This window comes from Streptomyces naganishii JCM 4654, assembly GCF_014650575.1.
GTDB lineage: Bacteria > Actinomycetota > Actinomycetes > Streptomycetales > Streptomycetaceae > Streptomyces > Streptomyces naganishii.
Map to the genome: position 1 here is coordinate 327158 of NZ_BMVF01000001.1, position 21875 is coordinate 349032.

The 21875-nt window shown below is 73.5% G+C and carries 18 protein-coding genes; 12 read left to right on the forward strand and 6 right to left on the reverse strand.

The window, feature by feature from the left end; all coding sequences use genetic code 11:
- Positions 1-39 precede the first annotated feature (39 nt).
- The 8 genes from IE217_RS01475 (at position 40) to lgt (ending at position 6312) form a co-directional block, all read left to right on the forward strand.
- Positions 40-288 carry an HGxxPAAW family protein gene (locus IE217_RS01475; RefSeq protein ID WP_189703085.1) on the forward strand — a complete coding sequence of 83 codons (249 nt, stop codon included), beginning with the start codon at positions 40-42 and terminating at the stop codon, positions 286-288.
- A 107-nt stretch (positions 289-395) separates the two neighbouring features.
- Positions 396-962 carry a DUF2752 domain-containing protein gene (locus IE217_RS01480; protein ID WP_190175815.1) on the forward strand — a complete coding sequence of 189 codons (567 nt, stop codon included), beginning with the start codon at positions 396-398 and terminating at the stop codon, positions 960-962.
- Between the two features lie 191 nt (positions 963-1153).
- Entirely contained in the window at positions 1154-1963 is an 810-nt protein-coding gene (gene trpC / locus IE217_RS01485; RefSeq protein WP_190175816.1) for an indole-3-glycerol phosphate synthase TrpC, read from the forward strand.
- A 21-nt stretch (positions 1964-1984) separates the two neighbouring features.
- Positions 1985-2191, forward strand: a complete 207-nt coding sequence (trpM, locus tag IE217_RS01490; protein WP_190175817.1) for a tryptophan biosynthesis modulator TrpM — start codon at positions 1985-1987, stop codon at positions 2189-2191.
- A 70-nt stretch (positions 2192-2261) separates the two neighbouring features.
- Complete coding sequence (gene trpB, locus IE217_RS01495; RefSeq protein ID WP_190175818.1) at positions 2262-3545, forward strand: tryptophan synthase subunit beta; 1284 nt, start codon at positions 2262-2264, stop codon at positions 3543-3545.
- A complete protein-coding gene (trpA, locus tag IE217_RS01500; protein ID WP_190175819.1) occupies positions 3542-4360 on the forward strand; it encodes a tryptophan synthase subunit alpha in 819 nt (272 codons plus the stop codon). Before trpB ends, trpA begins: the two co-directional genes overlap by 4 nt.
- A 74-nt stretch (positions 4361-4434) precedes the next feature.
- Positions 4435-5208: a DsbA family protein gene (locus IE217_RS01505; protein WP_190175820.1), complete on the forward strand. Its 774-nt coding sequence runs from the start codon at positions 4435-4437 to the stop codon at positions 5206-5208.
- Between the two features lie 108 nt (positions 5209-5316).
- Positions 5317-6312, forward strand: a complete 996-nt coding sequence (gene lgt / locus IE217_RS01510; RefSeq protein ID WP_190175821.1) for a prolipoprotein diacylglyceryl transferase — start codon at positions 5317-5319, stop codon at positions 6310-6312.
- 107 nt (positions 6313-6419) lie between these two features.
- Here lgt and IE217_RS01515 read toward each other — a convergent pair whose 3' ends face one another.
- Genes IE217_RS01515 through IE217_RS01540 form a run of 6 tightly spaced genes read right to left on the reverse strand, consistent with a single transcriptional unit; the run spans position 6420 to position 13557 of the window.
- Entirely contained in the window at positions 6420-7301 is an 882-nt protein-coding gene (locus IE217_RS01515) for an HpcH/HpaI aldolase/citrate lyase family protein (RefSeq protein WP_190175822.1), read from the reverse strand.
- Entirely contained in the window at positions 7298-8536 is a 1239-nt protein-coding gene (locus IE217_RS01520; protein WP_190175823.1) for a CaiB/BaiF CoA transferase family protein, read from the reverse strand. Before IE217_RS01520 ends, IE217_RS01515 begins: the two co-directional genes overlap by 4 nt.
- Positions 8533-9903, reverse strand: coding sequence for an ADP-ribosylglycohydrolase family protein (locus tag IE217_RS01525; protein ID WP_190175824.1), 1371 nt, complete (start codon positions 9901-9903; stop codon positions 8533-8535). The genes IE217_RS01520 and IE217_RS01525 overlap by 4 nt, the downstream gene beginning before the upstream one ends.
- Positions 9891-11105, reverse strand: a complete 1215-nt coding sequence (locus IE217_RS01530; protein WP_229864970.1) for an ADP-ribosylglycohydrolase family protein — start codon at positions 11103-11105, stop codon at positions 9891-9893. Before IE217_RS01530 ends, IE217_RS01525 begins: the two co-directional genes overlap by 13 nt.
- An 8-nt stretch (positions 11106-11113) precedes the next feature.
- Positions 11114-12340: an ADP-ribosylglycohydrolase family protein gene (locus IE217_RS01535; protein ID WP_190175825.1), complete on the reverse strand. Its 1227-nt coding sequence runs from the start codon at positions 12338-12340 to the stop codon at positions 11114-11116.
- The gene (locus IE217_RS01540) at positions 12337-13557 is read right to left on the reverse strand and encodes an ADP-ribosylglycohydrolase family protein (protein WP_190175826.1); all 1221 of its coding nucleotides are present in this window, start codon (positions 13555-13557) and stop codon (positions 12337-12339) included. Before IE217_RS01540 ends, IE217_RS01535 begins: the two co-directional genes overlap by 4 nt.
- Before the next feature lie 280 nt (positions 13558-13837).
- Here IE217_RS01540 and IE217_RS01545 point away from each other — a divergent pair, with 280 nt between their 5' ends.
- From IE217_RS01545 to IE217_RS01560, 4 genes are all read left to right on the forward strand, one after another.
- Positions 13838-14569 (forward strand): VIT1/CCC1 transporter family protein, encoded by a 732-nt coding sequence (locus IE217_RS01545; RefSeq protein WP_190175827.1) that lies wholly within the window; start codon positions 13838-13840, stop codon positions 14567-14569.
- A gap of 474 nt (positions 14570-15043) precedes the next feature.
- The gene (gene gltB, locus IE217_RS01550) at positions 15044-19555 is read left to right on the forward strand and encodes a glutamate synthase large subunit (protein ID WP_190175828.1); all 4512 of its coding nucleotides are present in this window, start codon (positions 15044-15046) and stop codon (positions 19553-19555) included.
- A complete protein-coding gene (locus IE217_RS01555) occupies positions 19548-21011 on the forward strand; it encodes a glutamate synthase subunit beta (protein WP_190175829.1) in 1464 nt (487 codons plus the stop codon). The genes gltB and IE217_RS01555 overlap by 8 nt, the downstream gene beginning before the upstream one ends.
- A 114-nt stretch (positions 21012-21125) precedes the next feature.
- On the forward strand, positions 21126-21851 hold the full coding sequence (locus tag IE217_RS01560; protein ID WP_190175830.1) for a vWA domain-containing protein: 726 nt from the start codon (positions 21126-21128) through the stop codon (positions 21849-21851).
- Positions 21852-21875 lie beyond the last annotated feature (24 nt).

Below are 21875 nucleotides of genomic sequence, written 5' to 3' on the forward strand. Positions count from 1 at the left end.
CGTCCGGCTCAGACACGTACAAGCAACGAGGAGCAAGTCATGGCGGGCAGCAGCCACGGTCACACCCCGGCCGCCTGGACCGGTGTCATCATCGCCTTCATCGGTTTCTGCGTCGCGGGCGCCTTCATGGTGATGGCCCAGCCGGTCGGCTTCTGGGTCGGCATCGGCATCGTGCTGCTCGGCGGTGTCGTCGGCGGCATCATGCGCATGATGGGCATGGGCCAGAAGAACGAGCACCCGGTGCACCAGGTCGCGGACAAGGGCCAGCCCGCCGGCGCCAAGGGCTGACGGGCGAAACCCCGGCCGGCGCGGCCCGACGCGCCGTGAGCGGGACGGACGGGGAGGGGCGGCCCGGTGCCGCCCCTCACGCGCGCGTGCACGGCGCGCGGTGCACAATGCGAGACGTGAACGCCGACAGCCAGAGGGTGACAGCCGGCAGCCCGGGCCCGACATCCGCCAACCCGGCGCCTGCCCCCGGCTTGGAGCCTGCCCCCGGCCTGGCGCCAGCCCCCGGCCCGGCTCCCGCGCTCGGCCCGGCTCCCGCACTCGGCCCGGCGCCTGCCCCCGGCCCGGTGCGGCGGCTCGGGGTTCCCCTCGCGGTCCTGGCCGCCGTGGCCGCCGCCTTCGCCTACGTCGGAGCCGTGGACCCCAACCAGCCCGGCCACTACCCGGTCTGCCCCCTCCTGCGGTACGCCGGGATCTACTGCCCCGGCTGCGGCGGCCTGCGCAGCGCCCACGCCTTCGTGCACGGCGACTTCGCCGCCGCCCTGCACGACAACGCGGCGGCCGTCGCCGGATACCTGGCCTTCGCAGTGGTCTGGACCGTGTGGGCCTGCCGCGCCGCCCGCGGGCGGCCGCCGCGCCTCGAACCCCGGCCCGCCCACCTGTGGGCCCTGGGCGGGCTGCTGCTGGCGTTCACCGTTGTCCGGAACCTGCCCTTCGGCGGCCTGCTCCACCCTTGATCGGCCGGCGTATGTCCAGGTAGTGGGACCGCCGTCCACCGGATGCGAGGCCGGTGCCCCACTCCGGATACCATCGCAGTGACCACCGGTTTCGTCCGCTTGATCCACCGGATCCGCCGGATGCGGCAGCGGAAGGGCCGGGGCCGTTCCACCCGCTGGATAAGTCAACCGTCTGGAAGGGGGCCGCTCGCGTGAGTGTGCTCGACGAGATCATCGACGGAGTCCGTGCCGACCTCGCGGAGCGGCAGGCGCGCGTCAGCCTCGACGAGCTCAAGGAGCGCGCGGCCAAGGCACCCGCCGCCAAGGACGGGGTGGCCGCGCTCAAGGGCGACGGCGTCAGGGTGATCTGCGAGGTCAAGCGCTCCAGCCCGTCCAAGGGCGCGCTGGCCGCCATCGCCGACCCGGCCGGTCTGGCCGCGGACTACGAGGCGGGCGGCGCCTCCGTCATCTCCGTGCTGACCGAGCAGCGGCGCTTCGGCGGCTCGCTGGCCGACCTCGAGGCCGTCCGCGCCCGCGTCGACATCCCGGTGCTGCGCAAGGACTTCATCGTCACCTCGTACCAGCTGTGGGAGGCGCGGGCCTACGGCGCCGACCTCGCCCTGCTCATCGTCGCCGCCCTCGACCAGCCGGCCCTGGAGTCGCTGATCGAGCGCGCGGTGTCCATCGGGCTCACCCCGCTCGTCGAGGTGCACGACGAGGAGGAGGTGGAGCGCGCGGTGGACGCCGGAGCCAAGGTGATCGGCGTCAACGCGCGTAACCTCAAGACGCTCAAGGTCGACCGCGGCACCTTCGAGCGGGTCGCGCCGGAGATCCCCGGCCACCTCGTCCGCGTCGCCGAGTCGGGCGTCCGCGGCCCGCACGACCTGATCGCCTACGCCAACGCCGGCGCCGACGCCGTCCTGGTCGGCGAGTCCCTGGTCACCGGCCGCGACCCGAAGACCGCGGTCGCCGACCTGGTCGCCGCCGGGGCCCACCCCGCGCTGCGGCACGGCCGGGGCTGAGACGCCGGTAGGCTGGCCCCGATGACTGCCACCGTGACGACCGTGGACCGGCACGCCCGCCTGGCGCGCGGCTGCCGCCCCAGGGGCTGCCGTGCCCCCGCGAGGCGTGTCCACGGCCGCCGCGTGCGGTACGTCATCGGCGACGAACCCGGGCAGGTGAACGGACGCCGATGGCAGCGCGCCCCGCAGGGGCGCGGGGAAGCGCGCGACCGGCCGCACCCGGCCTGAGGTCGCACGACAGGCTCCGCCCCCACGGCGATCAGTGTCTTTTCACGCACACCCACCGTGAGGTTCTGGCATGCCCAGCGATTTCTTCTTCCCTGACCCCACCGGTCAGGTGCCCAGCGCCGAGGGCTACTTCGGCGCCTTCGGCGGCAAGTTCATCCCGGAGGCGCTCGTCGCCGCCGTGGACGAGGTCGCCGTCGAGTACGACAAGGCGAAGGCCGACCCGGAGTTCGCGCGCGAACTCGACGACCTGCTCGTCCACTACACCGGGCGCCCCAGCGCCCTGACCGAGGTGCCGCGCTTCGCGGAGCACGCGGGCGGCGCCCGTGTCTTCCTCAAGCGCGAGGACCTCAACCACACCGGCTCGCACAAGATCAACAACGTGCTGGGCCAGGCCCTGCTCACCAAGCGCATGGGCAAGACCCGGGTGATCGCGGAGACCGGCGCCGGACAGCACGGCGTGGCCACCGCCACCGCCTGCGCGCTGTTCGGCCTGGACTGCACGATCTACATGGGCGAGATCGACACCCGGCGCCAGGCGCTGAACGTGGCCCGGATGCGCATGCTCGGCGCCGAGGTCGTGGCCGTGAAGTCCGGCAGCCGCACCCTGAAGGACGCCATCAACGAGGCGTTCCGCGACTGGGTCGCCAACGTCGACCGCACCCACTACCTGTTCGGCACCGTGGCCGGCCCGCACCCCTTCCCGGCCATGGTCCGCGACTTCCACCGGGTCATCGGCGTCGAGGCACGCCGCCAGCTCCTCGAGCGCGCCGGGCGCCTTCCCGACGCGGCGATCGCCTGCGTCGGCGGCGGCTCCAACGCCATCGGCCTCTTCCACGCGTTCATCCCCGACGAGGGCGTACGCCTCATCGGCTGCGAGCCCGCCGGGCACGGCGTGGAGACCGGCGAGCACGCGGCGACCCTGACCGCCGGCGAGCCCGGCATCCTGCACGGCTCCCGGTCCTACGTCCTCCAGGACGACGAGGGCCAGATCACCGAGCCGTACTCCATCTCGGCCGGCCTGGACTACCCGGGCATCGGCCCCGAGCACTCCTACCTGAAGGACTCGGGGCGCGCCGAGTACCGCGCGGTCACCGACGACGCGGCGATGCAGGCGCTGCGGCTGCTGTCGCGCACCGAGGGCATCATCCCGGCGATCGAGAGCGCCCACGCCCTGGCCGGCGCCCTCGAGGTCGGCCGGGAGCTCGGCGCGCAGGGGCTGATCGTGGTCAACCTCTCCGGACGCGGCGACAAGGACATGGACACCGCGGCCCGGTACTTCGGGCTGTACGACACCGACGCCGAGGTGGCCGCGGACGCCGCCGACACCGCCGAGATCGAGGGGGACGCCAAGTGAGCGGCAACATCCAGCTGTTGACGGACACCCTCGCGGGCGCCAAGGCGGAGGGCCGCTCGGCGCTCATCGCCTACCTCCCGGCCGGCTTCCCCACCGTGGACGGCGGCATCGAGGCGATCAGGGCCGTCTTCGACGGCGGCGCGGACGTCGTGGAGGTCGGGCTGCCGCACAGCGACCCGGTGCTCGACGGCCCGGTCATCCAGACCGCCGACGACATCGCCCTGCGCGGCGGGGTCAGGATCGCCGACGTCATGCGCACGGTCCGCGAGGCCCACGCGGCGACCGGCAAGCCGGTGCTCGTCATGACGTACTGGAACCCGATCGACCGCTACGGCGTCGAGCGGTTCACCAGTGAGCTCGCCGAGGCGGGCGGCGCCGGGTGCATCCTGCCCGACCTGCCGGTCCAGGAGTCGGCGCTGTGGCGGGAGCACGCCGAGAAGCACGGCCTCGCGACCGTCTTCGTGGTGGCGCCCAGCAGCAAGGACCAGCGGCTCGCCGAGATCACCGCGGCCGGCTCCGGCTTCGTCTACGCCGCCTCGCTCATGGGCGTCACCGGCACCCGTGAGTCGGTCGGCGCGCAGGCTCAGGACCTGGTGGAGCGCACCCGCGCCACCGGGACCGGCCTTCCGGTCTGCGTCGGCCTCGGCGTCTCCAGCCGCGCCCAGGCCGCCGAGGTCGCCGGGTTCGCCGACGGCGTGATCGTCGGCTCTGCCTTCGTCAAGCGGATGCTGGACGCTCCGGACGAGGCGGCCGGCCTGGAGGCGGTGCGCGCCCTCGCGGGCGAGCTGGCGGCCGGGGTGCGCGGGCGGGCGTAGACGCCACGATCACTCGAAGGGGTGGACCTGGGACCGGGGAGGCGCAATGCGCCTCCCCGGTTCGTTCAGGGGGTGTGAGCGAGAAGAACCAGCACGGAAAGCGCACCGCCAGGGACCGGCTGGCGGCCGAGCGCGACAAGCACAAGGCCGCCGAGCGGCGACGGCGCACACTGATCGTGGGTGCGAGCGTCGTCTGCGTCCTCGGCCTGGCCGCGGTGATCGGCGTGGTCGCCGCGAACTCCGGCAAGAGCAAGCCGGCCAAGGCGGGCCCGGCCGTCGCCCCCTCGGGCGCGCAGGGCAAGGACAGCCTCGCCATCCCGGTCGGCAAGGACGGCGCCAAGTCGACGCTCACCGTGTGGGAGGACTTCCGCTGCCCGGCCTGCCAGGCCTTCGAGACGGTCTACCGGCCGACGATCCACGAGCTGACGAACGCCGGGAAGCTGCGGGTCGAGTACCACCTGGTCCGGCTGATCGACGGCAACCTCGGCGGCACCGGCTCGCTGCGCGCGGCGAACGCCGCGGCCTGCGCCCAGGACGCCGGCAAGTTCTCCGCGTACCACGACGTGCTCTACGAGAACCAGCCCAAGGAGACCGACGACGCCTACGCGGACAACGGCAAGCTGATCGCCCTCGCCGGCAAGGTGAGCGGCCTGGACACCCCGGCCTTCCGCACCTGCGTGAAGAACGGCACGCACGACGCCTGGGTCGACAAGTCCCACCAGGCCTTCCAGGCCGGCGGCTTCTCGGGCACCCCGACGGTGCTCCTCAACGGCAAGAACATCATCCAGGACCGCACGATGACCCCGGCGAAGCTCAAGCAGACGGTGGAAGCGGCGGACCAGGGATGACAGGGAACAGTGAGCGGTGGAGGGGCGTGCGGCGGGCCGCCTGTTATGGACCCGTAGCCGGGCTGCCCGACGTGGGCCCGCTCCGGCTGCGGTAGCGTCGACCCTGCCATGGAACTTGCCTACATTCCCAGCCCGTCGCGCGGGGTGCTGTACCTCGGCCCCATTCCGCTGCGCGGCTACGCGTTCTGCATCATCATCGGCGTCTTCGTCGCCGTCTGGCTCGGCAACAAGCGCTGGATCGCCCGCGGCGGCCGGGCCGGCACGGTGGCCGACATCGCGGTCTGGGCCGTGCCCTTCGGCCTGGTCGGCGGCCGGCTCTACCACGTGATCACGGACTACGAGCTGTACTTCAGCGACGGCCGTGACTGGGTGGACGCCTTCAAGGTGTGGCAGGGCGGCCTCGGCATCTGGGGCGCCATCGCGCTCGGCGCGCTGGGCGCGTGGATCGGCGCCCGGCGCCGGGGCATCTCCATGCCCGCCTACGCCGACGCCGTCGCGCCGGGCATCGCCTTCGCGCAGGCGATCGGCCGCTGGGGCAACTGGTTCAACCAGGAGCTGTACGGTCGTCCGACGCACGTTCCGTGGGCGCTGCACATCACCTCCTCGGCCGAGGGACGGGTGCCGGGGTACTACCACCCGACGTTCCTGTACGAGTCGCTGTGGTGCGTCGGCGTCGCCCTCCTGGTCATCTGGGCCGACCGCCGGTTCAACATGGGCCACGGCCGGGCCTTCGCCCTGTACGTCGCCGCGTACTGCGTGGGCCGCGGCTGGATCGAGTACATGCGCGTGGACGACGCCCACCACATCCTCGGCCTGAGGCTGAACGACTGGACGGCGCTGGCCGTCTTCCTGCTCGCGGTGGTCTACATCTGGGTGTCCGCCAAGAAGCGGCCGGGCCGCGAGGCCGAGGTCGAGCCGGGCGCGGGCGACATCGAGGGCGAGGAGTCCGGCGAGTCCGCCGAGTCCGCCGAGTCCGGCTCCGGGACCGAGGCGGCGGACGAGAAGGCCGGGGCCGCCGGCGACGGGGACAAGGAGCACCCGGACTCCGCTCCACGCGACGACGTCGGCGTCAAGGACGGCGCCGGATCGGCGCAACAGGGCTGACGTGCGGCCGTAGAACAGCCGCAGGACGGCCGTAGAGCGGCCGTGGAGCAGTCGTAGGCGGACGAGGGCGCCCCGGAGAAGCACCGGGGCGCCCTCGCCGCGCGCGGTCAGCGTCTGCGGGCCAGGGCCAGGGTGCGCCGGGCCGCGGCCACCACGGCCGCGTCCACGAAGCGGCCGTCCGGGAGCGCCTGCGCGCCCCGGTCCGTGGTGGCCGCCTTGATGATCGTCTCGGCCTCCTCCAGCTCGCGGTCGGTCGGCAGATAGGCGCGCTCGATGATCGGAAGCTGGCGGGGGTGGATGGCCGCCCGGCCGAGGAAGCCCAGGGCGCGGCCGTGCGCGCAGGAGGCGGCCAGGCCCTCCAGGTCGCGGATGTCGGGGTGCACCGACTGGGCGGGCGGCGGCAGGCCGGCCGCCCGCGCGGCCACCACGACCCGGGCCCGGCACCAGTCAAGACCCGAGTCCTGCCGCACGCCCAGGTCGGCCCGCAGATCCGCCTCCCCGATCGAGACTCCGCACAGCGACGGGTGCGCGGAGGCGATGGCGTGGGCGCGCTCGATGGCCAGGGCGGTCTCCAGGAGGGCGTAGAGCGGCGGCCCCGGTCCGAGGGCGTGGGCGGCCCTCGCGGCGCCCGGACGCGCCCAGGCGGTGGCGGGGTCGGTGGCCAGGGCGACGCGCACGATCTGCTCGGGCGCGGTCACCTTGGGCACGCGCAGGCCGGCCAGGCCGGGCCGGTGGGCCACCGCCGCGAGGTCGGCGGCCGCGAGGGGGCTGTCCACGGCGTTGATCCGCACGTGCACCGGGACCGGCGGCGGTTCGCTCAGCAGCTCGGTGGTGGCGGAGCGGGCGTACTCCTTGCGGTCGGGCGCGACCGCGTCCTCCAGGTCGATCACCACCACGTCGGCCCCGCTGCACAGCGCCTTGGCCACGATGTGGGGGCGGTCGCCGGGAACGTAGAGCCAGGTCAGCGGGAAGGGGGCGGTGGCCGTCACAGGGCGCCCTCCGCGCGCAGCGCGGCCAGCTCCTCCGGGGTCAGGCCCAGCTCCGTCAGCACCGCGTCGGTGTCGGCGCCGTGCGGGCGGCCCGCCCAGCGGATCGCGCCGGGGGTGGCGGAGAGCCGGAACAGGACGTTCTGCATGCGCATCCGGCCGAGCTGCGGGTCGTACAGCGTGGTCAGACTGCCGAGGGCCTGGTACTGCGGGTCGGCCATCACGTCCCGGACGTCCTGGATCGGCGCGATGGCCGCCTCGGCCTTCTCGAAGGCCTCCATCACCTCGCTCCGGGTGTGCCGGGCGATCCAGCCGCCGACCGCCTCGTCGAGCACGTCGGCGTGCGCGGCCCGTTCGACGCCGGTCGCGAACCACGGCTCGTCGATCAGCTCCGGGCGGCCCACCAGCCGCAGCACGCGCTCCGCCACCGACTGGGCCGAGGTGGACACCGCGACCCAGGTGCCGTCGGAGGTGCGGTAGGTGTTGCGCGGGGCGTTGTTCTGGGTGCGGTTGCCGGTGCGGGGCTGGACGTAGCCGAGCTGGTCGAACCAGAGGGGCTGGGGGCCGAGGACGGTCAGGATGGGCTCGATGATCGCCATGTCGACGATCTGCCCCTCGCCGGTGCGCTCCCGCGCGGCGAGCGCCGTCATCACCGCGTACGCCGTCGCCAGGCCCGCGATCGAGTCGGCGAGCCCGAACGGCGGGAGCGTGGGCGGGGAGTCCGGTTCGCCGGTGATCGCCGCGAAGCCGCTCATCGCCTCGGCCAGGGTGCCGAAGCCGGGGCGGGAGGCGTAGGGGCCGAACTGGCCGAAGCCGGTGACCCGGGCGAGCACCAGGCGCGGGTTGGCCGCGGACAGCTCCGGCCAGCCCAGCTCCCACCGCTCCAGGGTGCCGGGGCGGAAGTTCTCGATGACGACGTCCGCGGTGGCGGCCAGGCGCAGCAGGGTGCGGCGGCCGCCCGGCTTGGACAGGTCCAGGGTGATGGTGCGCTTGTTGCGGCCGAGCATCTTCCACCACAGGCCGACGCCGTTCTTCGCCGGGCCGTGGCCGCGGGAGGGGTCCGGCTTGGCCGGGTGCTCCACCTTGACGACCTCGGCGCCGAAGTCGCCGAGCATCATGGCGGCGATGGGTCCCGCGAACAGGGTGGCGAGATCCAGCACCCTGAGCCCGGCGAGGGGCGCGGCGGGTTCCGGTAACGCCTGTGCGGGGGGCTCGGGGACGGGCGGTTGCGGCGTCATGGGCGCAGCGCCTCCAGGTGGGTGAGCCGGGCCAGGGTGTCGAAGCCGGTGCCGTTGAAGTCGCCGACGGAGGTGGCGAGCCGGTTCTTCAGCGGCGCCGTCCAGCGGTCGGGCAGGGCGGCGGGGGAACCGGCGAGGAGGGCCGCGACCGAACCGGCGGTCGCGCCGCAGGAGTCGGTGTCCCAGCCGCCGGAGACCACCCGGCACACGGAGCCCGTGAAGTCGCCGTCCGCGTGCGTGAGGGCCGCCGCGATCAGCGCGGTGTTGGGAACGGCGTGGACCCAGTGGAAGGTGCCGGAGTACGTGGCGTGGAGCTCGTCGACGACCGTGTCGAAGTCGGTGTGCTCCGCGGCGAGTCGGACGCCCTGGCGGACCGCGCGGGCGAGGCGGGAGCCGGGCGGTACGACGCTCAGACCGGTGGCGAGGCAGCCGTGCACGTCCCGGTCACCGGCCGCCGCGGCCGCGATCACGGCGGCCGTGAACATCGCGGCGTAGACGCCGTTGGCGGTGTGGGTGAGGGTGGCGTCGCGGTGCGCCTGGGCGGCGGCGGCCGCCGGGTCACCGGTGTTGGTCCAGCCGTGCACGTCGGCGCGGATCAGGGCGCCGATCCACTCGCGGAAGGGGTTGCGGTGGCGGGCGGTGTGCGGGGGGTCGATGCCGAGGAGGAGGTTGCGGTAGGCGACGCGTTCGGCGGTGAAGGCGCGCCCGGCGGGCAGTTCGTCCAGCCAGAGGCGGGCCACGTCGGTGGTGGTGAAGTCGCGGCCGTGGCGTTGCAGCAGCAGGAGGTTGAGCAGCGCGTAGTCGAGGTCGTCGTCCTCGGGCATGCCGTCGATGTTCTCGGCGAGGCTCGTGGCGGCCGAGCGGGTGTTCCACGGGTACTTGGCGGCCAGGTCCTCGGGGACGCCACGCCCCGTGAACCAGGTGGTCAGCGGCCAGTTGCCGGTGGCGCGGGCGAGTTGGCGGATGCCGTCCAGGGGCAGCTTCTCGACGGGCTTGCCGAGCAGGCACCCGGCGGCCCGCCCGAGCCAGGCGGCCTCCAGCCGGCCGGGGCCGGGAGCGTCCGCACGGCCGCGGGCCGGCGGGGCCGGCCAGTCGGGGCACAGGGAGATGATCGCGCCGAGGCCGGTCGGCTCGGCGTCCGCCAACCGGCTGGGCAGCTCGGCCAGTTCGTCCAGCAGGTCCTCCGCCAGCAGGCGCAGGTAGCGTGAGGCGCGCTGCGGCGAGGCGCCCGCCCGGGCCGGTGCTTCGGGGCCGCCGGCGGCCCGCCACCGGGCCGCGACGGCGGCCGGTTCGCGGCCGTCCTGCACGGCCTGGCGCAGTTCGTGGCCGAGCAGGTCCTCCGGCTGGACCCAGGTCAGTCGGAGCATCGCGCGCCTCCCATCGCGGCGAACGCCCGCTCGTGGGCGCGCCGTCGGCGTACGTCCGCGGCGAAGACCTCCCGGGCCACCCCGGTCAGTGTGCGCGCCGGTTCCCACAGGTCCAGGCGGCTGGCCTCGGCCACCGTCTTCGCCCAGTCCTCCGGGACCGGCGAGCCCAGCGCTCCCGCCAGCGCCCCGGCCATCGTCGCGATGGAGTCGCAGTCGCGCCCGTAGTTCACCGCGCCGAGGACGGTCTCGCCGTAGCCGCCGCCCGCCACCGTCAGCATGCCCAGCGCGACGGGCAGTTCCTCGATCGCGTGCAGCCGGGACGGGCGGCGGGCGCCGAGCGAGGGGCTGCGGTAGTCGGGGCCGACCGTGTCGTACGGCGCGACGGCCTGCCGCAGCGGGGCCAGCGCCGACTCGAAGTCCGAGTGCCGGGTGGCCTCTTCGCAGACCCTCTCGATCGCGGTCCGGGTGCCGTCCTTGGCCAGGGACAGACAGGCCGCCACCACCGAGTCCGCGGTGGCCCCCGGCGCGCAGGCCGCCGCCACGCCCGCCGCGAACACGCCCGCAGCCTCGCGGCCGTAGGAGGACTGGTGGGCGCCAGCCACGTCCAGGGCCTCGGCGTAGGCCGCGCGCGGGTCGGCCGCGTTGACCAGGCCGACCGGGGCCATGTACATCGCGGCCCCGCAGTTGACGATGTTGCCGACGCCGGCCTCGCGGGGGTCGGCGTGGCCGTAGTGCAGCCGGGCCACCAGCCACTTCTCCGCGAGGAAGACCCGGTGCAGCGGCAGCGCCTCCGCCTCCAGCTCGGGGATCCAGCGCGGGTTGGTCATCAGGTCCGGGACCAGGTGGTCGGCGAGGGCGTAGGCGTCCAGGTGGTCGCGGACCCGGGCGTAGACCCGTACCAGGGCGTGGGTCATGAGGGTGTCGTCGGTGACGTGTCCGTCGCCCTTGTGGTACGGGGCGAGGGGGCGCGCGGTGCGCCAGTCGTCGCCGTGCCAGGGGCCGACCACGCCGTGCACGCGGCCGCCGTGGCGCTGGAGGATCTGGTCGGGGGAGTACCCCTCGACGGGACCGCCGAGCGCGTCGCCGACGGCCGCGCCGACGAGCGCGCCGGTGATCCGCTCCTCCAGCGTCGCGCCCCCGGCGGCACTGGGGCCGGGGGCGCTGCGGACCGCGCCTCGGCTCTGTTCTCCTTTGGGCGTCATGCCCGGAATCATCCTCCTGGTGGGGCCGGTTGTGCGGCTTCCAGGAGTCCGGCGAGTTCCACCAGATCCGTTCCGGCCAACCGGGGCAGGACGCAACCGGAGAGGGTGCGGCAGGCGTCCCGCCACGGCCGCGGGACCGCCTCGGCGCCGCCCAGCGCGCCGGTGAGGGCCCCGGTGAGGGCGGGCGCGGAGTCGGCGAGCCGGGACAGGCAGGCCGCCGCGGGCAGCGCCTCAGCGATCCGGCCGCCGGCCGCCCACGTCAGCGCGAGCGCGACCGGAACGGTCTCGGCGGCCGCGACGCCGTAGCCGTAGACGTGGTCCACGATCCGGTGCTCCAGCAGCGGCACCAGCGCGAACGCGCTGTCGCAGGTGGCGGCGAGGTCCAGCGCGTGGCGGGCGTTGCGCCCGATCTCGCTCGCCCCGGGCAGCTCGGCGAGCGCCGCCGTGACGCACTCCGCGGCCTTGGCGCCGGCCAGCGCCGAGGCGACCGCCGCCGCCATCGCCCGGGCCCCGTGCACCCCGTCGCCGTCCTGGGTGTAACGGGCGTCGAACTCGGCCAGCGCGGCCGCCCGCCGGGGGTCGCCGGGGTGGGCCACGCCCAGGGCACAGGCCCGGACACAGGCCGCGTCGTCGAAGTAGTGCGGGTTGTCGTGCCCGGCGGCGGGCGGCCGTATCCCGGCGGCCAGATTCCCCGCCCCGGCCCGGACGGAGATCCGCGCCCGCAACGGCGTGACGCCGTCGCCCTCGGCCCCGATCGCCACCCCGGCGACCTCATCGGCCACCGCGCCCCACGCCAGATCGATCGCCGTACGGATCCGGCGGTCCCGCTCGCTCCCGCCGACATCGCGGCACTCGGGGCAGTCGCGGCACTCGGGGCAGTCGCGGTACTCGGGGCACTCGCAGGGCCCGGAGGGTCCGGAGGCCGCGGAGGGATCGCAGGTTCCGCAGGGATCGCGGGGTCCGCCCCCGGCGGCGGCACGCAGCAGCGCCTGGGCCGCGAACGCTGCCCACTCCGCGTCGTCGGACGGGCCCAGGCGGAGCGGGGCCGGGGACTGGTTGAGGGCGAGGGGGACGGGGAGGGTGGTCGTCGCGTTGTGCTCGGCGAAGGTGTCCAGTTCCCGGGTGAGGCGGCGGGTCCAGCCGGGCATCCGGGCGGCGCGGTGCCGCGTGGCGGGCCAGCCGGCGGCGTCGCCCGCGGCCAGGCCCAGCAGCAGTCCCTCCACGCGGCGGGTCACGGTCCGGCCTCGCCGTCGTCCGCCGTGAGGACGTAGCGGCCGGGCCCCGCCGCCGGGTCCGCTTCACGGCGCGGGACAGGCTCCGGCCGTACGAGCTCCTCCGCTACGAGTTCTGGCCCTACGAGCTCCTCCGCCACGACCTCTGGCGCTGCGAGCTCCTCCGCGTCCACGGTCTCCGGCCGTACGGGCGCCTGCGCCCGGGCGAGCGCACCTTCCTCCGCCGCCCTCGCCAGCAGCGCGTCCGCCAGTTCCAGCACATGCCGGCCCCTCATCGCCGGGAGGCAGTTGCCGAGGGCCGGGCCGATGGGGGCCGACCACTCGGCGGGGACGGCGGCGGCGCCGCGGGTGGCGCCCGCGAGGGCGCCGGCTATCGCGGCCGTGGTGTCGGCGTCACGGCCCATGTTCACGGCGGTGAGGACCGCCCCGCGGAAGTCGCCGTCGGCGGCGGCGTAGGCGCCGAAGGCGAGGGCCACCGCCTCCGGGGCCAGGTCGGTCCACGGATAGCCGGTCACGACCGCCGCGGAGCGGATCGCGTCCTCGCCGCGGTGGGCCACCGCCACGGCCCGGCGTAGTGAACGCGCGGTCCAGGAGTCGTCCGGCACCGCGGCGAGCCCGGCCGCCACGACCGCGACCGGCGGCGCGCCCGCCATCGCCGCCGCGACCCCCGCCGCCACCGCCCGGCCGCCGTGGATGCCCTCGCCCTCGTGGCTGACCGCGCCGTCGATCGCGGCCAGCCGGGCGGCCTCCGCGGGGCGCCCGGCGGCGAACACCCCGAAGGGCGCCGCCCGCATGGCGAGCCCGTCGCTCCAGGGATGCCGGTGCTGGGCGGAGGCGGGCGCGTGCAGGCCCCGGCCGAGGTTCTCCAGCGTGCCCCGCTCGCTGAACCCGGCGCCCCGCAAGGCGCCCTGGGCGCGGCCGGCGATCAGCTCCCGCCAGGCCGCCTCCACCAGCGCGGGAGTGAGCGCGGCGCCGTGCCGGGCCAGCAGCAGGCCGGAGAACAGGGCGTACTCGGTGTCGTCGGTGCCGGCCGGGAACTCGCTGACGTAGCCCGTGATGCGGCCCCAGCGGGCCCGGATCCCGGACGGTTCCAGGTTCTCCGCGGGCGCCCCGAGCGCGTCCCCCACGGCGAGGCCGAGCAGCGCCCCGCGCGCCCGCGCGCGCTGCGACACGGCGGCGGGAGGAGTGGAGGCCGGGGGAGAGGCGGTCGCCGGGCGCATCGCGGGCTCTCCTCTCCGGGGGCGCGGGAGCGGGCGCGAGACCCTTGGCGGATCTGTCCCCGGTGGAGGCCGCCGCGCAGCCTTTCGGGGCGCGGTGTCACCCGTACGACATCTGAACAGCTCTCTGCTCATAAGAGCGATAAGCGACAAAACCGCAGGTTAGCCCAGCCTTTCCTTGCTGGCGGGGGAGAAATTTCAGGCGTAGGTTCCGTGTTGTCGAAAAGTAGAACTCGTCCAAAAGCAAGCCTTGCCTAAGCTTCACGCCCCTGGGGGACAACTCATGGCCATCCTCGACACCGAGGCGACGCTCCACGTCGCGCACCGCGACAACCACACGCACCGCGATGTCAACGGTGGCTGGCTGCGCCCCGCGGTCTTCGGTGCGATGGACGGCCTGGTCTCCAACCTCGCCCTGATGACCGGCGTCGCGGGCGGCGCCGTCAGCCAGCACACCATCATCCTCACCGGACTCGCCGGCCTGGCCGCCGGCGCCTTCTCCATGGCCGCCGGCGAGTACACCTCCGTGGCCTCCCAGCGCGAGCTGGTCGAGGCGGAGCTGGACGTCGAGCGGCGCGAACTGCGCAAGCACCCGCAGGACGAGGAGGACGAGCTCGCCGCGCTGTACGTGGCGCGGGGCGTGGAGCCCGAACTGGCCCGCGAGGTCGCCCGGCAGCTGTCCGAGGACCCCGAGCAGGCCCTGGAGATACACGCCCGCGAGGAACTGGGCATCGACCCGGGCGAGCTGCCCTCCCCGCTGGTCGCGGCGGTCTCCTCCTTCGGGTCCTTCGCGCTGGGCGCGCTGCTGCCGGTGCTGCCCTACCTGCTGGGCGCCACGGCCCTGTGGCCGGCCCTGCTGCTCGCCCTCGCCGGCCTGTTCGCCTGCGGTGCGGTGGTGGCCAAGGTGACCGCGCGCACCTGGTGGTACAGCGGCCTGCGCCAGCTCGCCCTCGGCGGGGCCGCCGCCGGTGTGACGTACGCCCTGGGCACCCTGTTCGGAACGGCCGTAGGATGACGTGCCCGGGACATATACGCTCTGCCGTATAAGTACCCGTTACTCGCTGGTTTCGACTGCGTGACCACCGGGCATGAGCCGTAAGCGCTGTGGGCAATGAGGCCTGCCGCGCACCCGCGGGGCGGGCGGACACCGCTCTCCCCGTCCCCCCTCAGGGCCGTCACGGACACCGATCCGACCGATCCCGTCCTCTCCGGCCCCACAGTCTCCACACCGCCGGGCGCGGAAATCCCTCCGCCGCCGACCCGCGGTGTCCGCATGCTGGAACGGAGTATCCGCTTCCCGAGAATCCTTCCATCATGTAACCTGCACGAAATTTCGCACTTACGCAGAGGGCCAACGTCGTCCCTCGGCACCAGCACATGCCAGATGACGACGACGGGAGAGCCGATGCGTACGCCGCGCCAGCCGTCCCAGCATTCCGCGAGTGGCCAGAACTGGTCGTTCATGGATGCTCGCCCTGCTGCGCAGGGTATGTACGACCCCCGCGACGAGCACGACGCCTGCGGCGTCGGCTTCGTGGCCACCCTCACCGGCGAGGCGAGCCATGCGCTGGTCGAGCAGGCGCTCACGGTTCTGCGCAACCTCGAGCACCGCGGCGCCACCGGCTCCGAGCCCGACTCCGGCGACGGCGCGGGCCTGCTCTCCCAGGTGCCCGACGCCTTCCTGCGCGAGGTGGCCGGATTCGAGCTGCCCGCCGCGGGCGGCTACGCGGTCGGCATCGCCTTCCTGCCCGAGGACGGCACCGAGGACGCCGTCTCACGCATCGAGACGATCGCCGCCGACGAGGGCCTGACCGTCCTCGGCTGGCGCGAGGTCCCGGTCGCCCCCGAACTGCTCGGCGCCACCGCCCGCTCCACCATGCCGGTCTTCCGCCAGCTGTTCGTCACCGACGGCGTGAGCGAGGGCATCGCCCTGGACCGCAAGGTGTTCGTCCTGCGCAAGCGCGCCGAGCGCGAGGCCGGCGTCTACTTCCCCTCCCTGTCGGCCCGCACCCTCGTCTACAAGGGCATGCTGACCACCGGCCAGCTCGAGCCGTTCTTCCCTGACCTGTCCGACCGCCGCTTCGCCTCCGCGATCGCGCTCGTCCACTCCCGCTTCTCCACCAACACCTTCCCGAGCTGGCCGCTCGCGCACCCCTACCGCTTCGTCGCCCACAACGGTGAGATCAACACCGTCAAGGGCAACCGCAACTGGATGGTCGCCCGCGAGTCCCAGCTCGCCTCGCAGCTGTTCGGCGGCAAGGACAACCTGGAGCGGATCTTCCCGATCTGCACCCCCGACGCCTCCGACTCCGCCTCCTTCGACGAGGTCCTGGAGCTGCTCCACCTCGGCGGCCGCTCGCTGCCGCACTCGGTGCTGATGATGATCCCGGAGGCGTGGGAGAACCACGACTCCATGGACCCGGCCCGGCGCGCCTTCTACCAGTTCCACTCCACGATGATGGAGCCCTGGGACGGCCCCGCCTGCGTCACCTTCACCGACGGCACCCAGGTCGGCGCCGTACTCGACCGCAACGGCCTGCGCCCCGGCCGCTACTGGGTCACCGACGACGGCCTCGTCGTCCTCGGCTCCGAGGTCGGCGTCCTCGACATCGACCCGGCCAGGGTCGTCCGCAAGGGCCGCCTCCAGCCGGGCCGCATGTTCCTCGTCGACACCGCCGAGCACCGCATCATCGAGGACGACGAGATCAAGGCCGCCCTCGCCGCCGAGCAGCCGTACCAGGAGTGGCTGGAGGCCGGCGAGATCGAGCTCGAGGACCTGCCCGAGCGCGAGCACATCGTCCACACCCACGCCTCGGTCACCCGCCGCCAGCAGACCTTCGGGTACACCGAGGAGGAGCTGCGCGTCATCCTCGCGCCGATGGCCAAGACCGGCGCCGAGCCGATCGGCTCCATGGGCACCGACTCGCCCATCGCCGCCCTCTCCGAGCGCCCGCGGCTGCTCTTCGACTACTTCACCCAGCTGTTCGCGCAGGTCACCAACCCGCCGCTGGACGCGATCCGCGAGGAGCTCGTCACCTCGCTGCGCTCCTCGCTCGGCCCGCAGGGCAACCTGCTGGAGCCGACGGCCGCCTCCTGCCGCTCGGTCACCCTGCCCTTCCCGGTGATCGACAACGACGAGCTGGCCAAGCTCATCCACATCAACGCCGACGGCGACATGCCCGGCTTCAAGGCCGCGACCCTCTCCGGCCTGTACCGGGTCTCCGGCGGCGGCGACGCGCTCGCCGCGCGCATCGAGGAGATCTGCGCCGAGGCCGACGCCGCCATCGGCAACGGCGCCCGGCTGATCGTCCTGTCCGACCGCCACTCCGACGCCGAGCACGCGCCGATCCCGTCGCTGCTGCTCACCGCGGCCGTCCACCACCACCTCATCCGCACCAAGCAGCGCACCCACGTGGGCCTGCTGGTCGAGGCCGGCGACGTCCGCGAGGTCCACCACGTCGCCCTGCTCATCGGCTACGGCGCCGCCGCGGTCAACCCCTACCTGGCCATGGAGTCCGTCGAGGACCTGGTCCGCGCGGGCACCTTCCTCCCCGGCATCGAGCCCGAGAAGGCCATCCGCAACCTCATCTACGCCCTCGGCAAGGGCGTACTGAAGGTCATGTCCAAGATGGGCATCTCGACCGTCGCCTCCTACCGCGGCGCCCAGGTCTTCGAGGCCGTCGGCCTGGACGAGACCTTCGTGGAGAAGTACTTCAACGGCACCGCCACCAAGATCGGCGGCGTCGGCATCGACGTGATCGCCAAGGAGGTCGCCGCCCGCCACGCCAAGGCCTACCCGGCCTCCGGCATCGCGCCCGCGCACCGCGCGCTGGAGATCGGCGGCGAGTACCAGTGGCGCCGCGAGGGCGAGCCGCACCTGTTCGACCCCGAGACCGTCTTCCGGCTCCAGCACTCCACGCGCTCCGGCCGCTACGACATCTTCAAGAAGTACACCTCCCGGGTGAACGAGCAGTCCGAGCGCCTGATGACGCTGCGCGGCCTGTTCGGCTTCGCCTCCGGCCGCGCGCCGATCCCGGTGGAGGAGGTCGAGCCGGTCTCCGAGATCGTCAAGCGCTTCTCCACCGGCGCCATGTCGTACGGCTCCATCTCCAAGGAGGCGCACGAGACACTCGCCATCGCCATGAACCAGCTGGGCGGCAAGTCCAACACCGGTGAGGGCGGCGAGGACCCGGAGCGCCTGTACGACCCGGCGCGCCGCTCGGCGATCAAGCAGGTCGCCTCCGGCCGCTTCGGCGTCACCTCCGAGTACCTGGTCAACGCCGACGACATCCAGATCAAGATGGCCCAGGGCGCCAAGCCCGGCGAGGGCGGCCAGCTGCCCGGCCACAAGGTGTACCCGTGGGTGGCCAGGACCCGGCACTCCACGCCGGGCGTGGGCCTGATCTCCCCGCCGCCGCACCACGACATCTACTCCATCGAGGACCTGGCCCAGCTGATCCACGACCTGAAGAACGCCAACCCGGCCGCCCGCATCCACGTGAAGCTGGTGTCCGAGGTCGGCGTCGGCACGGTCGCGGCCGGCGTGTCCAAGGCCCACGCGGACGTCGTGCTGATCTCCGGCCACGACGGCGGCACGGGCGCGTCTCCGCTGACGAGCCTGAAGCACGCGGGCGGCCCCTGGGAGCTCGGCCTCGCCGAGACCCAGCAGACCCTGCTGCTCAACGGCCTGCGCGACCGGATCGTCGTCCAGACCGACGGCCAGCTGAAGACCGGCCGTGACGTGGTCATCGCCGCGCTGCTCGGCGCCGAGGAGTTCGGCTTCGCCACCGCCCCGCTCGTCGTCTCCGGCTGCGTCATGATGCGCGTGTGCCACCTGGACACCTGCCCGGTCGGCATCGCCACCCAGAACCCGGTGCTGCGCGAGCGCTTCGCCGGCAAGGCCGAGTACGTGGTCAACTTCTTCCGGTTCATCGCCGAGGAGGTCCGCGAGCTGCTGGCCGAACTGGGCTTCCGCTCCATCGAGGAGGCCGTCGGCCACGCCGAGGTCCTCGACGTGACCCGCGCGGTGGACCACTGGAAGGCGCAGGGCCTGAACCTGGAGCCGCTGTTCCACGTGCCCGAACTGCCCGAGGGCGCGGTCCGCCACCAGGTGATCGCCCAGGACCACGGCCTGGAGAAGGCGCTCGACAACGAGCTGATCAGGCTCGCCGCCGACGCGCTGGCCGCGCCCGGCTCAGCCGACGCCCAGCCGGTGCGCGCCCAGGTCGCCATCCGCAACATCAACCGCACGGTCGGCACCATGCTCGGCCACGAGGTGACGAAGAAGTTCGGCGGCGCGGGCCTGCCCGACGACACCATCGACATCACCTTCACCGGCTCCGCAGGCCAGTCCTTCGGCGCGTTCGTGCCGCGCGGCATCACGCTGCGCCTGGAGGGCGACGCCAACGACTACGTCGGCAAGGGCCTGTCCGGCGGCCGTATCGTGGTCCGCCCGGACCGCGCGGCCGACCACCTCGCCGAGTACTCGACCATCGCGGGCAACACGATCGCCTACGGCGCGACCGGCGGCGAGATGTTCCTGCGCGGCCGGACCGGTGAGCGGTTCTGCGTCCGCAACTCCGGCGCGACGGTCGTCTCCGAGGGCGTGGGCGACCACGGCTGCGAGTACATGACCGGCGGGTACGCGGTGGTCCTCGGCGAGACGGGCCGCAACTTCGCGGCCGGCATGTCCGGCGGCGTCGCCTACGTGATCGACCTGAACCGCGACAACGTCAACGCCGGCAACCTCGGTTCCGTCGAGGCGCTGGACGACGCGGACAAGCAGTGGCTGCACGACGTGGTCCGCCGCCACCAGCAGGAGACGGGCTCCACCGTCGCCGAGAAGCTGCTCGCCGAGTGGGACACCGCCGTGGAGCGCTTCAGCAAGATCATCCCCAGCACGTACAAGGCAGTGCTCGCCGCCAAGGACGCCGCCGAGCGAGCCGGTCTCCCCGAGACCGCGATCACCGAGAAGATGATGGAGGCGGCGATCAATGGCTGACCCGAAGGGCTTTTTGAACCACGGCCGCGAGGTCGCCAAGTCCCGCCCCGTCGAGGAGCGCGTCAAGGACTGGAACGAGGTCTACGTCCCCGGCTCCCTGCTGCCGATCATCAGCAAGCAGGCCAGCCGGTGCATGGACTGCGGCATCCCGTTCTGCCACAACGGCTGTCCGCTCGGGAACCTCATCCCGGAGTGGAACGACTACGCCTACCGCGAGGACTGGGCCGCCGCCTCCGAGCGCCTGCACGCCACCAACAACTTCCCGGAGTTCACCGGCCGTCTGTGCCCCGCTCCGTGCGAGTCCGCGTGCGTGCTCGGCATCAACCAGCCGCCGGTCACCATCAAGAACGTCGAGGTCTCCATCATCGACAAGGCGTGGGAGACCGGGGACGTCGCCCCGCGGATCCCCGAGCGCCTGTCGGGCAAGACCGTCGCGGTCATCGGCTCGGGCCCGGCGGGCCTGGCCGCCGCCCAGCAGCTGACCCGGGCCGGCCACACGGTCGCCGTCTACGAGCGCGCGGACCGCGTCGGAGGCCTCCTGCGGTATGGCATCCCCGAGTTCAAGATGGAGAAGCGGCACATCAACCGCCGTATCGAGCAGATGCGCGCGGAGGGCACCCGCTTCCGCACCGGCGTCGAGATCGGCCGCGACATCAAGGCCACCGACCTGAAGAAGCGCTACGACGCGGTCGTCATCGCGGCCGGCGCCACCACCGCCCGCGACCTGCCGGTCCCCGGCCGCGAACTCAAGGGCATCCACCAGGCGATGGAGTACCTGCCGCTGGCCAACAAGGTGCAGGAGGGCGACTACGTCACCCCGCCTATCTCGGCCGAGGGCAAGCACGTCGTCGTCATCGGCGGCGGTGACACCGGCGCGGACTGCGTGGGCACCGCCCACCGCCAGGGCGCGGCCTCCGTCACCCAGCTGGAGATCATGCCCCGGCCCGGCGAGGAGCGGAACCCGGTCTCCCAGCCGTGGCCGACCTTCCCGATGCTGTACAAGGTCACCAGCGCCCACGAGGAGGGCGGCGAGCGGGTCTACGCCGTCTCCACCACCCACTTCGAGGGCGACGAGGACGGCAACGTCCAGTGGCTGCACATGAGCGAGGTCGAGTTCGTCGACGGCAAGCTGACCCAGAAGCCGGGCACCGAGCGCAAGATCCCCGCCCAGCTGGTCACCCTCGCCATGGGCTTCACCGGCACCGACCGCCAGAACGGCCTCGTGGAGCAGTTCGGCCTGGAGCTCGACGAGCGCGGCAACATCGCCCGCGACGCCGACTTCCAGACCAACGTGCCGGGCGTGTTCGTCGCCGGTGACGCCGGCCGCGGCCAGTCGCTCATCGTGTGGGCGATCGCCGAGGGCCGCTCCGCCGCCCGCGGCGCCGACCGGTACCTGACCGGCGCCAGCGACCTGCCGGCCCCCATCCGCCCGACGGACCGCGCGCTCGCGGTCTGACGGCGGCCCTGAGGACGTCCCGTACAACGGCGTACGGAACACTGACGACGCCTGCCCTGTCCCCGACCGGACCCGGGCAGGCGTCGTCGCACGTCCGCACGCCGAGGGGGAGCCATGGCCGCGATCAGTCTGAGCAAGGTGGAGGAGACCGCGCCCGCACTGGTCAGCCTGTACAAGACGGCGGGGGCCTCGCTCGCCGGACACGGCCTGGAGGGGCAGCGCGCCGCCGTCTACCTCGTCCTCGACCACTCCGGTTCCATGCGGCCGTACTACCGCGACGGCAGCGTGCAGGCGCTCGCCGACCGGGTGCTGGGCCTGTCGGCGCACCTGGACGACGACGGGCGGGTACCGGTGGTCTTCTTCTCCACCGACATCGACGCGGTCGCCGAGATCGGGCTCGCCGACCACCGCGGCAGCGTCGAGCGGATCGTGGCCTCGCTCGGCCACATGGGGCAGACCGGCTACCACCTGGCGATGGACGCCGTCGTCGACCACTACCTCGACAGCGGCGCCACCGACCCGGCCCTCGTCGTCTTCCAGACCGACGGCGGCCCCACCAGCAGGGCCGCCGCGGAACGCTATCTGTGCAAGGCGGCCAGGCTCCCGCTCTTCTGGCAGTTCATCGGCTTCGGCGATCCGCACAGCCGGCAGTTCGACTTCCTGCGCCGCCTGGACGAACTGCCGGTGCCCGGCAGGCGGGTGGTCGACAACGCCGGCTTCTTCCACGCCGGCCGCGAACCGCGGGCGATGCCGGACGCGGAGCTGTACGACCGTCTCGTGGGCGAGTTCCCCAAGTGGCTGGCGGCCGCGCGGGCCCAGGGGATCGTGAGGGCGGACTGAGCACTCGGGGGGCGGGACCCGGAT

Bases quoted from the DNA above. Each gene is read 5' to 3' on its own strand.
- IE217_RS01530 (WP_229864970.1), bottom strand. From the start codon at position 11,105: ATGACGCCCAAAGGAGAACAGAGCCGAGGCGCGGTCCGCAGCGCCCCC.
- IE217_RS01525 (WP_190175824.1), bottom strand. From the start codon at position 9,903: ATGCTCCGACTGACCTGGGTCCAGCCGGAGGACCTGCTCGGCCACGAA.
- IE217_RS01555 (WP_190175829.1), top strand. From the start codon at position 19,548: ATGGCTGACCCGAAGGGCTTTTTGAACCACGGCCGCGAGGTCGCCAAG.
- trpM (WP_190175817.1), top strand. From the start codon at position 1,985: ATGACTGCCACCGTGACGACCGTGGACCGGCACGCCCGCCTGGCGCGC.
- trpB (WP_190175818.1), top strand. From the start codon at position 2,262: ATGCCCAGCGATTTCTTCTTCCCTGACCCCACCGGTCAGGTGCCCAGC.
- IE217_RS01520 (WP_190175823.1), bottom strand. From the start codon at position 8,536: ATGACGCCGCAACCGCCCGTCCCCGAGCCCCCCGCACAGGCGTTACCG.
- lgt (WP_190175821.1), top strand. From the start codon at position 5,317: ATGGAACTTGCCTACATTCCCAGCCCGTCGCGCGGGGTGCTGTACCTC.
- IE217_RS01560 (WP_190175830.1), top strand. From the start codon at position 21,126: ATGGCCGCGATCAGTCTGAGCAAGGTGGAGGAGACCGCGCCCGCACTG.
- IE217_RS01545 (WP_190175827.1), top strand. From the start codon at position 13,838: ATGGCCATCCTCGACACCGAGGCGACGCTCCACGTCGCGCACCGCGAC.
- gltB (WP_190175828.1), top strand. From the start codon at position 15,044: ATGTACGACCCCCGCGACGAGCACGACGCCTGCGGCGTCGGCTTCGTG.
- IE217_RS01475 (WP_189703085.1), top strand. From the start codon at position 40: ATGGCGGGCAGCAGCCACGGTCACACCCCGGCCGCCTGGACCGGTGTC.
- IE217_RS01540 (WP_190175826.1), bottom strand. From the start codon at position 13,557: ATGCGCCCGGCGACCGCCTCTCCCCCGGCCTCCACTCCTCCCGCCGCC.
- IE217_RS01480 (WP_190175815.1), top strand. From the start codon at position 396: ATGCGAGACGTGAACGCCGACAGCCAGAGGGTGACAGCCGGCAGCCCG.